Source organism: Rossellomorea sp. YZS02 (genome assembly GCF_033963925.1).
Taxonomy (GTDB): domain Bacteria; phylum Bacillota; class Bacilli; order Bacillales; family Bacillaceae_B; genus Rossellomorea.
In genome coordinates this window covers 59,333-74,808 of sequence record NZ_JAXBLY010000018.1, presented here as the reverse complement: position 1 = coordinate 74,808, position 15,476 = coordinate 59,333, and the positions used below count along the sequence as shown (strand labels likewise).

The 15,476-nt window shown below is 34.3% G+C and carries 13 protein-coding genes; 1 reads left to right on the top strand and 12 read right to left on the bottom strand.

Annotated features, from left to right (window positions below; genetic code table 11):
* Window positions 1–196: 196 nt before the first annotated feature.
* The 4 genes from SLH55_RS17140 to SLH55_RS17130 all read right to left on the bottom strand — a co-directional run bounded on the left by SLH55_RS17140 (window position 197) and on the right by SLH55_RS17130 (window position 4,259).
* Window positions 197–1,558: a UvrD-helicase domain-containing protein gene (locus tag SLH55_RS17140; RefSeq protein ID WP_159362659.1), complete on the bottom strand. Its 1,362-nt coding sequence runs from the start codon at window positions 1,556–1,558 to the stop codon at window positions 197–199.
* Window positions 1,546–3,312, bottom strand: coding sequence for an ATP-dependent nuclease (locus SLH55_RS17135; protein ID WP_159362660.1), 1,767 nt, complete (start codon window positions 3,310–3,312; stop codon window positions 1,546–1,548). The genes SLH55_RS17140 and SLH55_RS17135 overlap by 13 nt, the downstream gene beginning before the upstream one ends.
* 153 nt (window positions 3,313–3,465) lie before the next feature.
* On the bottom strand, window positions 3,466–3,657 hold the full coding sequence (locus SLH55_RS23275) for a sigma factor-like helix-turn-helix DNA-binding protein (RefSeq protein WP_397554287.1): 192 nt from the start codon (window positions 3,655–3,657) through the stop codon (window positions 3,466–3,468).
* Between the two features lie 272 nt (window positions 3,658–3,929).
* Window positions 3,930–4,259, bottom strand: a complete 330-nt coding sequence (locus SLH55_RS17130; RefSeq protein WP_159362662.1) for a DUF86 domain-containing protein — start codon at window positions 4,257–4,259, stop codon at window positions 3,930–3,932.
* Between the two features lie 612 nt (window positions 4,260–4,871).
* On the opposite strand from SLH55_RS17130, the gene SLH55_RS17125 reads away from it, so the two are divergent.
* Window positions 4,872–5,327: a hypothetical protein gene (locus SLH55_RS17125; protein WP_219166265.1), complete on the top strand. Its 456-nt coding sequence runs from the start codon at window positions 4,872–4,874 to the stop codon at window positions 5,325–5,327.
* A gap of 126 nt (window positions 5,328–5,453) precedes the next feature.
* Here the strand turns inward: SLH55_RS17125 and SLH55_RS17120 are convergent, their stop codons facing one another.
* From SLH55_RS17120 to SLH55_RS17085, 8 genes are all read right to left on the bottom strand, one after another.
* Window positions 5,454–5,714: a hypothetical protein gene (locus tag SLH55_RS17120; RefSeq protein ID WP_159362664.1), complete on the bottom strand. Its 261-nt coding sequence runs from the start codon at window positions 5,712–5,714 to the stop codon at window positions 5,454–5,456.
* Between the two features lie 320 nt (window positions 5,715–6,034).
* Complete coding sequence (locus tag SLH55_RS17115; protein WP_159362665.1) at window positions 6,035–6,343, bottom strand: helix-turn-helix domain-containing protein; 309 nt, start codon at window positions 6,341–6,343, stop codon at window positions 6,035–6,037.
* 19 nt (window positions 6,344–6,362) lie between these two features.
* Window positions 6,363–8,462 carry a hypothetical protein gene (locus tag SLH55_RS17110; protein ID WP_320324104.1) on the bottom strand — a complete coding sequence of 700 codons (2,100 nt, stop codon included), beginning with the start codon at window positions 8,460–8,462 and terminating at the stop codon, window positions 6,363–6,365.
* Between the two features lie 475 nt (window positions 8,463–8,937).
* Window positions 8,938–9,285: a hypothetical protein gene (locus SLH55_RS17105; RefSeq protein WP_320324103.1), complete on the bottom strand. Its 348-nt coding sequence runs from the start codon at window positions 9,283–9,285 to the stop codon at window positions 8,938–8,940.
* Between the two features lie 1,095 nt (window positions 9,286–10,380).
* Window positions 10,381–11,853, bottom strand: a complete 1,473-nt coding sequence (locus SLH55_RS17100; RefSeq protein ID WP_320324102.1) for a hypothetical protein — start codon at window positions 11,851–11,853, stop codon at window positions 10,381–10,383.
* An 856-nt stretch (window positions 11,854–12,709) separates the two neighbouring features.
* A complete protein-coding gene (locus tag SLH55_RS17095) occupies window positions 12,710–14,236 on the bottom strand; it encodes a multicopper oxidase family protein (protein ID WP_320324101.1) in 1,527 nt (508 codons plus the stop codon).
* Window positions 14,237–14,375: 139 nt separating this feature from the next.
* A complete protein-coding gene (locus tag SLH55_RS17090; RefSeq protein ID WP_320324100.1) occupies window positions 14,376–14,615 on the bottom strand; it encodes an SHOCT domain-containing protein in 240 nt (79 codons plus the stop codon).
* 134 nt (window positions 14,616–14,749) lie between these two features.
* Window positions 14,750–15,352, bottom strand: a complete 603-nt coding sequence (locus tag SLH55_RS17085; protein ID WP_320324099.1) for a YdhK family protein — start codon at window positions 15,350–15,352, stop codon at window positions 14,750–14,752.
* Window positions 15,353–15,476 lie beyond the last annotated feature (124 nt).

Here is a 15,476-nt window from a genome sequence, read left to right as displayed (position 1 = left end):
AAACAATCACTTTCAAAGTGATCGCGTTTAAATATAATTCATAACAAGTATATTTATACTGTTTAGCAATTCTCCTGTTGTCTTTTTCTTGTATAACCAACTTAATACCCAATTGAAAGCGAGATAACCATTGTACCAATTTCACTTTAGCAACGATCTCAACAACCTCAGTTTCTTAACAGTTAAAGTACCAAATTTAGGTCTTTAACTCTGCTATACCTAACTTATTAAGTTGTTCATGAATGTATTTATGGCCATACTTTTTTTCCACCTCGGTTGTAAGCAACATAGTTAAGTCACGTTTAGAACGAGTAAGTGCTACATATAAATAGTTCCTCATTTTATTGTAATCATCTACTTCTTTAAATAAATAAGGAGCAAGTTGAGTGGAAATTATAAACAAACAATTATAGCCTTCTAATCCTTTAATAGCATCAATGGAACCTACTAATATACCTGGTTCACTTGATAATGCACTATGATATGCATTTACAGCAGAACCAATCTTACCTTTGTCATATTTATCTAGACTTAATGTAAGTTCTTTTTCAAGTCCAGAAAAGATTTTATAAGTAGGAATTCCTCGTTTGATAGATTTAACAGTCTTTTTTTTAAGCACATAAACAACTTGATTTAAATTATTCTGTTTTACAGAAGATGCCTTACGAGCTATTACAGTTAATTCGTATGATAATTGCTTCTCTGTTTTTGTTACATCTTCTCTATGAGTCTTAAAGCGGGCATTCCTCTGGTAAATATATGCTAAATCGTACTTTGCACATTTAATATCTTCTTGAATTGTGGAGTTTGATTCCAATAAGTATCGTAATGTTCCCTCTTCTTTTGTTGAAGTCTGATGCTCTGACTTTGATATGAAGCTATTTGAAAAATCTACGTGTAAACTAGGGCAGCGGTGGTTCTCTGACTTATAGTCAACCGATAAATCACCTGCAATAATATCTCGAAAAGCTCCTCTATTTCTAAGGTCTTGTTTAGGGTCACCTATCAAATTAACGTTGATATTATAATTCGCAAGCATTGTTAATACCTCTAAAAAATCTTTATCCATATCTTGTGCTTCGTCCACATATATGGAATCTAAGTATCTAGACAACATTTTCAAGGCATTATTACGCCTGTGTTTTATCTTCGCAGTATCCTTGTTTTTACCACAAAGAAGATGTTTGGCTGTCTTCGTTACATCTTCTACGTGTAATATATGTTCCCTTCTTAACTCCTTTTTCTTAATTGCTTTAAAGGCCGGTTTAGGATGAAGGGGTATCTGCGAAGCAGATTTATAAAGATCCCCATAAACTAAGTGATTAAAAGGATAAATTACTTCTTTTAACAAAAAAGAATGTATAGTTTCAATTTTTAATTGTTTAGGAATGCGTCCTTCGTTTTCTATAACTTTTTCTTTTATTCTATCTCTTGCAGCGTTTGTATAAGTGATAACGTATATTATTTTATTATCAGTAATCTCTTTAAGTCTTGATATTACGAGTTCAGCCATTGAGGTTGTTTTACCGGCTCCAGCTCCAGCCACTACAATATACATGTTTTTTCTCCCGTAATTAAAAAGTGAATGACCTCTCTAATGTGGTTGGGCATTACCACATCTTTTAATTCTTCAGTTCCTATGTCTCGACAAAAGTGTAACATTGTATCCGTCTTAGCTCCCCTCCACTTATCTGAAAGGTTTTCTTTAGTATCAATACCTTCCCAGCCATGCTTGGTAGAAAAGTATGTTTTCAGCTTTTCAAAATTAGTACTAGTGTTAACAAATTCAGGTTCCAGGGTATACTCTTGTGTAGTTGTTACATAAATATTCGGATAATGATTATAAGCCTCATGATCTTCTTGAGCCTTCCTTTGATTGTCAAAATCTCTAATTATGCCTATTTTATGGCTTGTATTTTGATTCACTTTAAGCCATATATCAAGCATATCTCTAAAGCCCTTATGTAAAGAGATTACTTCAATATCATTCAATTGTTCATTTTGTGTACTTAGGTAAGATTTGATAAGCATTTCCTCGGTTGGACCTTCTACTAAGATGCAATTCCTTGAGTATAGAAACTTTAGAAAGTCTAAGTTAGGTTTTTTGGCTAAGTAATCCAATTGGTCACCTTCAAGTTCTTTCTTTAGAGCATAAGTGCTTCCTTCAGCTAATATTGCTACATTCTTTAAATCGAGCTTATCAAGAAACTCCGCGCTATGTGTTGAAATAAAAAGTTGTAGTTGGTTGTTCCTATTCATCGTCGAATTTATAAAACTAGCTAAAAGGTGTTCATTGCTTACACTTAAATGAGCTTCAGGTTCTTCTATTGTTAATATGTTTAAAGCTACATCACTTTCTATGCTTAACGAATTCAACATGACGAATAAGTAGATTAGGTTTCTATATCCTAAACCTTGTGAATTTAAGGATTCATCACCATAGCCTAAACGCACATTGTTTAGTAAAGAGTTCATTGTAGGAACATTAGGTAGCAAAGTAATCTTTCCAAAAAAATCTTTAGCATTTTCTAAGTCCGATGATTCCTGCCAATTAAATACCTCTTCTAAGCTACTAATGTTTTTTAAGTCATTGAAGAATGTTTCATATGATTGTTCCACTTTCTTTTTATCATCTGTATTCATCTTATTATGCAAGAGAGATACTAGTGATTTAGAGCCTAACTGAGAAGATTTATTTGAAAAATCATCTCTTTCAGCAGCTAGTGCATTATATTTGAAGTAAGCCAGGTCTGTATAGGAAACCTTTTCATTGGTCGAGGGTATGATTGTTTGGTACTTATAAAACTCGATTGGAAGTAAATTCATCTTTAAATCATCTATCGAATCAACATCTTGTAATATGTCTGAGATGTGGCGAAGTAAATCTTGAGGGTCCTCAACCTTATATTCATACCTTATAGTGAATAAGGGTGTGTCATTATCTAAATTAGTAGTCCAATTTCTAACATAATATTCTTCTGCCACTTTTTGGGGAGTAAGTGTTACTTCAACATTTACAAAAGGTATATGGTCAATAAATTGATCTATGTCGCATGTACTATTTTTAATTTTTTCTAAGTTTCCTTCTATGAAAGAATAATATTCTTGCTTAGCGGCACTATTAATGTCTTGCCATCCGAGATTTTTATTAACCGCTCCTATTTCTTGATTCATAAAAGGAAGTGTTATTGCTCTAAGTAGATTACTCTTACCGCAATTATTATCTCCAATAAAAACTACAATTTTATTTGTATCTAGGTCAACTGCTCTTAAGTTTCGGTAATTATTGACCTTAATATTTGATATCTTCAAATTAAAGCTCCTTTACCTTGTTAATAGTTAAATGCTATCTTTAATTTCAATTAAAGAATAGCAGTCTATTGGTTGCTCCTCTCCTCTGGAACCGCAAATCATGCCACACACCTAAAATAATCAGTACTTATAATCGATGTTATAAGAACTACCTCAATTCATGAAGAAATTAACCTTGTATATTTGACGTAGGAAATCCACCAATTTCCTTTCACTCTTGTAAACTAATTGTCTTACCCTTTCAGGAGTAACCTCAATGATCTCCGCGACTTCCCTTAGTTTTAAGGGTTTTCCTTTTACACCATAAACAGAATCTAATACTATCTGTTCTCTCTCGGTTAACATACTTTTATGATTTAGATAAACACTTATAAACCTCTTATACTCTTCTGATTCTTTGTTATGTAGGATATTATAGTATCTTTTCCTTAATCCGATTTTTCTGATTTTTTCATATATATAAAATGAAGAATTTCTTCTTTGGTTACTTCTAACACAGCAACACTCCCCCAAAAAAACCTGATAATACATACTTCGACATTATGTTTAAAAATACCTACTCGACATGTAAAAAAGTGGATAATTAGTTCCCTAATCACCCACTTTTTTAGATTAGCCTATTTACTTTTTATTTCAGCACATTTGGCTCTTAGTGTAATTGTATCTACTGTTGCTATTTCCCATATTTCTGATAAATCTAGATTGTCGTATTCATTTATTAGAGTATAACGAAAGCCAATTATCTTTTCCCAAGGAATATGGGGATTATCTTCCTTCTCTTTAATAGGAATGTTTTTTGCTGTTTCTCCAATTAGTTCTAGATTCCAAATTACTGCATCAATAATTAACCTCGACTTTTTGAACTCTTCAATCGACAGTCCTTGTATATATGTCTCTATGCTGTCTGCAGCATTAATAATCTTGTCAATAAAATGAAATTGGCGCATTAGGATAAATTCACTTCCTTTAGTTTTTTTGACTAGAAATAAAACTAGATATAAAACGATTCCTCAGTCACTATCTTGGTAGATTAAAGCCTCGACATACTTATTTTGATAGGTGCTTTATTAGTTGCGATTTACTTATTATAATAAAACAAATAAGACTAGATGTAATTAGATGGATGAAGTTAGTACTGCTGTAAATGGTTCGTAGTTATTTATAAAGGGCAAGATTATGATGAATAAAACAAGCGTTATCAGAACCGAATAAGAAAAAATGCTTCTAAAATAAAGAAATACTTTCATATTGCGTTACAAAGATAAGAAACACGGAAGAGTACTTAAAAACGAATAATAAAATATTAGTGAGGAGATTTTCTAGAAGTATGTTCCCCTTTAATCTCAAAAATAATGGCTGTAGCAAGGTTATGCTATTTGTACCACAAAGCAAATTAAAATGTGCGTTCTCAGGAGCTTAGGGATTAATACTCATCCAACATTAATACTCAATTAAGTGTGCATGGAAGGGTATGAAAAAGCCTTGCTTATAGGTATTGAGAAATTTTTTGAAATGCTGTTACGAAGAAACCGGGAATGTCTGCAACGGAGAATTTCTATTTGTTTGAGGTTCATATTGAAGTGTTAAAAAAATTATTTCCAATAGCAGGAGGTGATAAAATGTGTAGCGATGAATTCAAGAAAAAAGTGGAAGAATTAGTAGTCAAATTAGAAGATGGTGTTGAAAATCCAGCCCTTTTTCAAATTGTGGAACAGATTGTGCTTAGTGATTCAGAATTAGCAAATTTCTTTAAATCAAAGGAGATTATTATGGAAAAGTTAACATTGAAATTAGAACCTCAAGCAATTACATATGATGACATGGAGTCGTATTTGCCACCAAAATGGGAAATGCCGCGAGAGGGTAAGATGCTATACACAGATGAAGAATTACAACGAGCTTTAATATTGATCATGTATAACCTGGGAATCCATAAAAGTTTAGAAGTCATCCCTGACGATTTGATAAAAGTCTATCTACGTAAAAAAACAAAATTCACCGAAAGTAAGGACTGATTTAGCTTTGACAGTTGGAGAAATTAATCAAAAGATACTGGAATAAATACTATTGATTATAAAGACACTTTAAAAATATGGAAATCATCTGGGATGAATAAAAAATAGAGTCCAATTGAAATGTCTTTATAAATCTTTTACTTTGGTATCTTTGTTTATAAACTTCCAGTAGAACGTCTCAATTGAGTTTTTATGCCACTGCTCAGTAAGGAGATCATTTACATTAAGTTTCCCAAGTTGTTCTCTCTTTGATTTCATTTCAAAGTAGTCGTCTATATGACTTTTAATTTCCATTAATAATTCATCCCTATCTAAATCTAACAGACGGTCATATTCCTCTTTAAATGGATGCGATTCACTAATTGATGGCCTATTTTCCCACTTCATTACAAGCACTCCGTTCTGAATAGTATACTGGAGGAACTTTAAAATAATCCCATAAAAACTCTTCCCTTCCAGGATTGGAAATATACTTAGTTTTTTAAAGCTATCTACTTTATCTTTATTAAAAAGATATTTTTATGAACGGCATATTCACACGTTCCTTAACGTAATTTAATTAACGCCCCCTTAGCTTAATAAAGAAAAAGAAAGATTTAATAACTAGTTTACATATATGTCTTGACAATAAAAAACGTACTGTTAGGTTCGTTGGGAAACCCAGTACGTTTTCCATTCTGCACCTCTATAGTAGACATCTTATTACATTATTTATAGTTTTGTATCAACTCTTTCCTTGTCCAATAATACAAGAAATTCTTTAAGTCACTTCCTACCACATGATAAGGTGCACGACCAGTTGTAGTTTTCAGTTTCCAAGAACGGCACCATCTTCGAACCGTTTCCTCTGAATATCCTGTTATATAAGATATATCAGAAGGCGTAAGCAGGTCGTTATCCCGGATTTTTTCAAAAACATGAGGGATGCTCCCTTCAAAGCCATATTCATGGATATAACCTTCAAACTCCTCCCAAGAAGAGTACTTTGAAAATATTTCTAGATTTTGATCTTTCATTAGCTTCCCCCTTATTGAGCTAATTAATGTACATTTTTTCTTTTTCCAAGCTCTCTTTCATCTCAAACCATTCTTCTATGGTTAACCCCTTGGGCCGCTTCCTTAGTTTATTTAATTGCAGATTAATTTCATCTAGACGTTTTGAATTAATCTCATTTAACTCATATTCCTTTCTTTCCTGACTGATCTTTTTACTTTCCTTCTCTTCACTTTGTATTTCAAAATCCTTTGAAGAATGCAGGTTCAATTCCTTTTCCCACATAATCAATTCTCTTCGGTTCCATGGAAAGTTAATCGTGTGATTTAAAACAGTATAAAAATCATCATCTGATATGGGTGCAGTATAATGCATTTCTCCAATATCTCCAGAAATTTTATGCCGCATTTGTATATCCGCAGCCACTTTTTGAATCCTACCGTTCAATCGTTCAATAGGTAACCTCACGCCAAAACCTTCAATTAGATTATTCATGCTCCTCCGTGATGCTTTTAACTCAAAATCTCTTCTCTGCTCATACGATAGAAAATCCAATTGAGTTTTCAACCTCGTCATCACATCTGTCATAATTGCCGATTTGTATCCCTTTTCGGGAAATAAATCTTCCGGTCTGAATAAAAAACCCTTTCCCTTCGGCTCATTCTTTTGCTTTTTATACAATCGTTTCAAGTATTCATTTATCCGTTTTACAGTACCTGCTGGAATTACCGTACCTAGTACGGGGTGTGATGGAGAATTTTCATGTTTAGAGGCTTCACGTGGAATGTGAAGTTCCCCCCACCCCCGACTATTTAATTTCAAATATCCTTCCTTGTCCAATAAGAAATATTCAATTTTGAGTTTTCGTACTTCATAAGGTCTAGTCCCTGTAACACAGCATAACTCCCAGATAGTTGCATCTCTATAAGGATCATGAGAGCCAGGATCATTAAGTAGTTTTTCTCTCACAATAATCATCTCTTCTCTAGTTAAGAAAGACTTATTAATTTTATTAACAGTCTCTCCAGATGCTAGTTCACTATAGTTTGTTGGAAACTGATTTAAGAAGGACTCTATTCTTAGCTCCAGTTGCCCATACTCAAACCATTTATCAGGAGTCAATGCATCGTTTTTTAGACGTTGTAGTATCCAAGCATAAAAAGGCTTAATAGTTTGGAATACATGGACGGCTGATGTAGTCTTAGATTCTGTCATAAATGCAAATGCATCATCCTCACTTATTTGTGTGGGATGGAACTTATTTGAGTCGTATTTCTCCTTTTCATCTTGTGTAAGAAAGGCATACCTCATCTTAGGTTTTTGATCAATATTGCACCGAGCACAAATAATTCTAAAGAAGAATGTGGCCAAGGCACTTCTTAGTTTGGCAAGTGTTTCTTCTTTATTTGCAATGTGTTTTTTTGCCCGATAGTTATTGTGTGATATTCTTCCCCCCTTTTTTCTAAAAGATAGATACTCTTCTATTATCTTCTGCTGTTCACTGTTGAGCACAGAAAAATTCGAGTTCTCATTTGCTGTATTTTTTGAATGCATATATTTTTCCATCTTTTTAGCAAGAACAAGGCTTTCAACTTCATTTAAAGACATCGTATCTATCCCATATTGATTTTCTTTAACTGATAATAGTCCTTCTTTTTTATAACTTAATATAGTCGCATCAGAAACTACTATCCCTCTCTTTTTTAGTAATTTAGCAAGAAAACCAGTTGTTAAGTTCTCACAATGCTCTAGGAAGTCGTATTTAAAAAAATATATATAGGCACCAAAGATCAGGTCGAGTTTTTTTCTGCGTAATACTTTAACAAATAGATGATCGTATTGCTTCGAATCAATCATGTTCTTTATCTCTGAGTTGGTTTGAGTCACCCCTTTAATGAGCCCACCGATGTTCAGGTAATTCGGGTCTTTGGTGTAATTATTAAATTCCTCGCAAGTTTTTTCATATAAAGCCTTAATATTTGGAATTGCTGTCTTTAGAACAAGATCCTGCCCATATTGTGTTGCATCTCCAGTAAACCATGCCTCGTGCTTGGGAAGGCTTTTTAAGACACTGAAGAATCCTTCAGAGATTCCCCATTCATTACATGCAGCATAAACAGTCATAAAATCATTGGATTTCATTTTAATCACCTCTAAGTATTAGTTTATCCAGCTTAAAAACTGACATACACACACTGCACCCATCACCTAGCTTTTAAGGCTTATTAGTGCACCATCCAAAAAGAATAATATGTAGTACGATGTGTATGGGTTGTGTGTGTTCAAGTACATTGATGCATTTACCTATAAAAGGGTATTATTCCAGTTAATGTAATTAAAAATAAAAAAGAACCTCCAATCAAAGTGCATAAAATTTCTTTGGCACTTGTGATTGAGGTTCTTCCTCATCTATTTTAACTTTATATACAATAATATAAAGTAGTGGAATTACAATTGCAATTGAAAGTGAAATTAATGACTTTTTATTTAATCATAATATTAATACGTTCAAATAATGCTTTTCCCCCTTTTCTTGCAAATGCCCTGAATAAGTGAGGGTTTACCCTATACAAATTATTATAGGAAGGTTTCTCACCAACTTTCTCGATTACATTAACTAATTCCATTTTAAAATTATCTTCTGTCCAATACCCTCTTGGTTTAGTATTTTTTTCAACCTGAATCCTAATGAAGCTGCTAACTTTTCCAATTCCTCCCCAGTAAAATTTTCTTTTACTGCACTGTATAAATATCCTCTTTCATTTTTCACATAATCAATATATTTTGGAAATTTATTAATTTCCTTTAAAAAAAGGGTAATTTCTTTTTTTAGTTTCTTTTTATTCCATTTCTCTGGTTTTTTTCTTACCTTATATCTAGATTCTGAGAGTTCAAAACCAATTTCTTTCGAAAGTTGAATCTGTTGTTCTAATATTAATTGATTGAAACTTCTATAAGCACTCATTTGCTCTGTATTCTCAAAATCGTTCTGAATTGGAAATCTACCTACTTTTGTGGCAAGTCGTCAATTACTTTAGTTAAATATCCTTTTTCAAAACTCCAGTGCCCTTTGGGTACTGGAGTTTTATATATTTTAGTAATAAATCCCATTTTACGTTTAACGGTCCATAATCCACCATGATACCTTTTAATCCCAGAATAAAGACCAGACGGTAATTCATTACTTTTAGGGAATCTACCAAGTTTTTCGATTATTAGATTGATTTCTTTTTCAACATTTAACCATTCAAGCCAATGTCCAAATTTTTTCTTCTTTTGTTCAGGTAATTCATACCAATCTAAATCAAGAGAAACACTTTTACTACTGTTTACTCTCTTGAGAAATAAGTCGAATTTTAGTTTGAATGTAACTGGATCTTTAAAATCTTCGGAAAAAATTCGATTACTTCATAGTTATCTCTTTCATAAGCTTTCTTCTTTTTCAAATATCTATCTGTGTAGGCAATATGTATAGAATCATTACTTTCCACTCTATAGTCCCTCATTAAAATTTCCACCAATAGTTTATTGAAAAAGAGGTAGTCAGGATAAACCGTGGATTTTATAATCCTTTACATCTATTGAATGAAAGTAAAAGAAAACAGATAACAGTTTCAATAACAATACTCATAACAAACCTAATTACAAACCCTATTACAAAAAACATTAGGAAAATGCAATTGACGGTAATAGAAGGATTGGATCCCTTGATATATATGTAATTCAAGTTTTATTGATTTTTTCAGATTACAGCAATTTTTCACCAGTATTGGAATTGTGCTTCTTATGGCTTAGAGAAGTTCAATAAAATCTTTTAATGCTATAGGAAGTCGTATAGGAGTAGAAGTAATGGCTTTTATAGAAACGATAATTGTTTTCATCTGAAAAATAATGGAAGTAATGAACACAAAAAAACCAGTTTTTCCTCAATTGGGAGGTGGAACTGGATCGTATTATTGTATGAAATTTCTGTTTTTTTATGACTCCGCTTAAGTATGTTCTATAGACAAACACGAATAAGCTGTTAGCTTCTTATTTAAAAAAGAAGGGCAACAGCTTGTTACGAATTTATATATTCATCAAGGATGGCTAGATAATTCTTTGGTTTTGGTTCTGGTTCCTCACTGCTCTCCTGTATGCGTTGACCAAGAGGAGCATGTTTCTTTTTGAAGAAACGTACCACTTGTTTGAGTTGGTTAGCTTCCTCCTCTAGGTATTTATGTTTAGAGAGTTGGGCGTTGGATGCGAAAGATGCAATGAGTTTTTTTGTGTTCACTGATTCTAGCAGTTCGTAAAGTTCATGGATGCCGGCTTTGACACCTTCGACTCTCAACATCTCGAATAACTTAGTTTTGTGAACTGCATAAGTGGCTTCGATGGATTCTGCTAAGTATGTCCATGGCTCCTCTGCAGCTAAACCTGAGAGTAAATCGTAAGCATTATCGATTTTCTCGATGTCTTGATCTATTAGAATCTTATGTTCATCAGACGAGTTGGCAATAAAGTATTTAATAAGTGTAGGGATGTGAGCGCTTTTTATTGGGATTGACAAAGAAGTGCTCACAAAGCCGCTTAACTGATTTTCAAGAGTACTCAAAATAACCTTCTTGATCTCTTCTAATAAGTAGAAGTCTGTGAAGGTGTTTGCGGCTTTGCCAACAAGGTCGTAATAAATAATACTTTCATTTTTTTCTTTGAAGTATTTTTGGAGGGCTGTACGGTATATCTCAAGTCCGGCAATGCCGAATTGTTCTATCAATGAGTTCTTTCTACCTATGATGAAATTAAATGTTTCTGCTTTCATATCTTCATGGCACATATGGTAACGTTCAGCCAATAAGCGAAGTTCCGCCTTACCAGCTTTATTCTTAATAGCTTCTTCATTGAACAAAGTAGGATTCACTTTCAGATCGAGATTGTGTTTTGGTTTAAAATATTTGCTAGTGCGTGATTTTTTATTATTTTTAAACCCGAAAGTTCTATGGAAATCGGACTTGTAGTGGGTTGCATTATTGTCGATTGGTTCTTCATGTCCTTTGAAGCGCACTGAAATATAGCCATTATCGATAAGAAAGAATAGGTCTTCTGTCATATCTTTATAGCTATCGAAAATATTTAGTCCGTATTCGCGGTCATGCAGTGTATTTTTGTACAGGTTTTCAACGGCTACACGTGTAAATTGATTCCTTATATTGTTTGTAGCGATGTATAGGAATAGACGAGTCTGATTTTTAGATAGGTTTTGGAAATCAGCTGAATTGTAAAAAGGGATATGCTTAAGGTAAGAGTCATCCCCATTTGTAGGCAGGTGGAAATGAGAAACATAATAACCATTTTCGTAGGTTATAAGTTTCTTACCTTGATATGTAGTTTCACGTAACTCATTTAAAGCTTTATGTAATTCGCGTCTGTCGCAATACATCTTTCTCTTTACAACTTCTTTGTCCAGGTGGATACGTCCGTCGCGATCTACGAAAGGAGTTAGATGAAAGATTAAGTTTAAAGCGGTTTGAGAAATGTTTAACTGTTTCATTGGAAAGTCTCTAAGTAATGTTCTATCTAGCTTTGCGGTATGTATGCTAAAACTCATGATTATCACCCAAATTTTTGTATATATGATGTAAATAAATAAAAAAAGGACCACAAATGAACCGATGCAGGTACGAAACCCATCGTTTAATTTGTGGTCCTTCCACTTTTTTTATATTAAATTACTTTATTATTTGATAAAATGATTGTACTTTTATTAACTCATATTATTAAAAAAAATGCAATCAATACCTAAAAGAGATTATGTATTTCCTCGGCTGGGAACTTCTGTATATAACATACCATGCAACCCAATTCTTGTAAAGGTTATTTTTAATTATTTTTGATGAATGAATCAATTCTTTTATCAATGTAGTTTTTAACTCTGTTGATGCGGGAGGATTTCTAAGACTTTAGTAATCTGTATTCAAAAGAATATAGGAATTAATCATTTATTTTCTTAATAAAAGCAAACTCTTACTAGAATTAATTCTAAAAGTCATAAGAACAATTGAGCATTTTGAAATTAAAAATTGACCCCACACGTTACCAAAAAAATTCACAAAGCATACATTTGATTTTTTAATGGGGTTTTTTCGTGATTTTTTTCTTAAAACGACTTAAATTGACTTATTTTAACGTATTTAATAACTTCGCTCGCATCCAAAAGGTCAGCGGTTCGATCCTGCTATGCTCCATATACCTATAACCCTTGATATTCAAGGGTTTTTTTATTCCCTAACGTTTCTCCTTTTTCCTTGCTTATCCCTACACTCTCATTGTGAATTTTTACAGTTGGAGAAATTCCATAGCGTCGAAACACTAAAATTTAACTCTGAGCCCAGTTCTAAAAAGATATATTAGTTTGGCTGGTTATCTTTTTCACCGCCTAACTCAAACGGGGAATATACCCCTTCATAATCCACAATCGTCACCATTCCCATATCCGCATGGTTGTTATCGTGGCAGTGGAACAGCCATTCTCCTGCGTTATCCGCCTTGAAGTAGATGACATACTCTTCTCCGGGTTTCACGTGAATTAAGTCTTTCACAATTGGATTTTCAAATTCCTTCCCGTTTTTAGAATTCACTTGGAACCGGTGACCATGCAGGTGCATAGGATGATTCATTCTTCCTGTATTTCTCAGTGTCACCTTTACAATGTCACCTTCCTTTACCTGAATAGGCGGAGTCTCAGGGAATGTTTTATCATTTATTTGGAAAGCCATCCCTTCTCCCATGTTCATTCCCATGCTTAAATCCATGTCGTAATTGACATCTGGATCAGGGGTATATTCGAATAGGAGTTTTTCACTTCCGTATGAAATACCTTTTGCTGTATCCTTTCCGGATGCAAGCACAACCTCTTGATCCGTCGCTTGGTTATTATTCTCTGAAACCACCGGGATCACCATATCTTCTGCATTTTCTATGTTCTGTTCCTGCCCGATGAAAGCGGTCTCTTGGGTGCGTTTCGTAAACTCCACATCGATTCGTTCGCCAGGAGCAATTTCAAGTACATTGGAGGTGTTTGTTCCCGATACAACCTTTTCTGCATCATTGGCAATCACACGCATAGAACCATCCGGGAAGACTAACTTATGCACCTGATAACCCGCATTAACGAACCTCAACCTTGCTTTTTCACCTGATTCCATCTTAAGTGGTTCGATGGCATCTCCCGATTTACCGTTCACGGTAAACGTGTCGTACATTTGTTTCGTATCCGCTTCACCGTCACCTGACATTGCTCCCTGCATCATGCCCCCCATATTGGACATATCTCGTTTATCCTGATCTACCGCCCACTCATCAAGAATGAAAAACTCATCCTTTTCATATTCTTTTTCCTTTTCTTCAATAACAAGTGAACCATAGAGGCCTTTATCCACCTGTTTTGAGCTTTGTTGGTGAGAGTGATACCAATAAGTCCCTGCGTCGTTTGCTATAAATTCATATGTAAAGCTTTCCCCAGGCTGCACCGCATCCTGAGTGAGTCCAGGAATTCCGTCCATTTTATTAGGTAATAGGACCCCATGCCAGTGAATCGTAACCGGAACGTTGAGTTCGTTCTTTAAATTTACTTTTACAAAGTCGCCTTCTTTAACCCGAAGCGGTTCTCCTGGAACTGTACCGTTATAGGTCCACGCGTTTACAATCTTTCCTTCACTGATTTCCCACTCTTTTTCTTGAGCGGTTAAATCAAATGACTTTACATTTCTTTCACCTTGCTCTTGTGCCCCGACCTCTAAAATACTCCTTTCGCCGCTTTTCACTCCCTCTGGTAAAGTCATGTCCCTATTATTCCATGGAGAATTGAGATACAACAACACACCCATGACCACCAATATTGTAATAAGTATAGATCCTATTATTTTCCTGTTCATCGTTGAGTCTCCTTAAAACATTTTTTGAATCACTACCACGGTACCCATCTCTCATGCAGAATCTTTGCAAGTAAATCGTAAACGAAGACTGCGCCATTTAAGGCGCAGTTAGTGAACACGAAACAGAAACCTCTCAACTCTATTGTTCCAGTTTTCTCTTAAGCCGATCGTATTCCTCTTCAGTAATTTCTCCTTTTGCCAGCCTCTCCTTTAATCGATCCAATGCTTGGTTGTTCATGTTTTGAGTTGGAGGACTGGCATCTCCTTTTGGATTTGACCTCATCATCCAAATGAATACTCCAATGATGGCAAGGATGAGAATAATAAAGAGAAATCCGCTTCCAAAAAAGCCACCGCCCATACCTCCGCCGTTCATCATAAAATCATCTCCTTATTACTCTTATACCCGCTACCGTATTTTATAAACTAGAAATTATCCATGTTTAATTAAATTTCGTAATAGTTTACAAAAAAGAGCATATCCACAATGTACGGATAAGCTCTTTTCGTTTATCATTGTTCTTTGGATGACAGCTCACTTTCCGTAACCCATTTATGATTTTTCACTTCTTCTCCGCCATCCGTTGGGGTGTAATCGACCATATAGACGGTTGTTTCTTCAGCTGAATCAATTGCGGCTTTAGCACCATCCATTCCTTCCATGTGGTTGGCATTTAATACGACTTCATCTCCCTGCTTATATGGTTCTTCCCTGAGGTTCTCCAATTCTTCATGGATGACCCACTTGTGGTTTTTAACTTTTTCACCACCGTTTGTAGGCGTATAAGTAACAGTGTATACTACAGTGTCATAAGCACCTTGGATAGTCGCCTCTGCACCTTTCATCCCCGGCATATGATCCGTTTCGAGTAAGGCATTGCTTCCGACTGCATATTTAGGATTTTCTGCCTCCTTCAAGCCTTCTGGAACTTCACCCGAACCAGAATGATTCATTTCACCATGGTCCATATCATCCATTTCTTCTTTTTCTTCCATCTTCTCTTGATCACTTTGGTTTTCGTTGTTTTCTGTCTTTTCCCCGTTGTTGCTAGAACAAGCTCCCAACACAAGAATAGATAATGTTACTAGAAGTAACGCAAATCTTTTGATTTTCATGGTGACTCCTCCTTAATTACGTTCCATTAAAATTCTACCCTGAAGATATGCAAAATATATGTAGAAACAAAAACTATTTATAAGATTGAGTTACCTGTACTAACTGCACACTTTCTTCAAAATT

What these genes read in the sequence shown, in the direction of transcription:
- SLH55_RS17140 (WP_159362659.1), bottom strand. Translation starts at nt 1,558, where the DNA reads ATGTATATTGTAGTGGCTGGAGCTGGAGCCGGTAAAACAACCTCAATG.
- SLH55_RS23275 (WP_397554287.1), bottom strand. Translation starts at nt 3,657, where the DNA reads ATGTTAACCGAGAGAGAACAGATAGTATTAGATTCTGTTTATGGTGTA.
- SLH55_RS17130 (WP_159362662.1), bottom strand. Translation starts at nt 4,259, where the DNA reads ATGCGCCAATTTCATTTTATTGACAAGATTATTAATGCTGCAGACAGC.
- SLH55_RS17120 (WP_159362664.1), bottom strand. Translation starts at nt 5,714, where the DNA reads ATGAAGTGGGAAAATAGGCCATCAATTAGTGAATCGCATCCATTTAAA.
- SLH55_RS17115 (WP_159362665.1), bottom strand. Translation starts at nt 6,343, where the DNA reads ATGAAAGATCAAAATCTAGAAATATTTTCAAAGTACTCTTCTTGGGAG.
- SLH55_RS17110 (WP_320324104.1), bottom strand. Translation starts at nt 8,462, where the DNA reads ATGAAATCCAATGATTTTATGACTGTTTATGCTGCATGTAATGAATGG.
- SLH55_RS17105 (WP_320324103.1), bottom strand. Translation starts at nt 9,285, where the DNA reads ATGAGTGCTTATAGAAGTTTCAATCAATTAATATTAGAACAACAGATT.
- SLH55_RS17100 (WP_320324102.1), bottom strand. Translation starts at nt 11,853, where the DNA reads ATGAAACAGTTAAACATTTCTCAAACCGCTTTAAACTTAATCTTTCAT.
- SLH55_RS17095 (WP_320324101.1), bottom strand. Translation starts at nt 14,236, where the DNA reads ATGAACAGGAAAATAATAGGATCTATACTTATTACAATATTGGTGGTC.
- SLH55_RS17090 (WP_320324100.1), bottom strand. Translation starts at nt 14,615, where the DNA reads ATGATGAACGGCGGAGGTATGGGCGGTGGCTTTTTTGGAAGCGGATTT.
- SLH55_RS17085 (WP_320324099.1), bottom strand. Translation starts at nt 15,352, where the DNA reads ATGAAAATCAAAAGATTTGCGTTACTTCTAGTAACATTATCTATTCTT.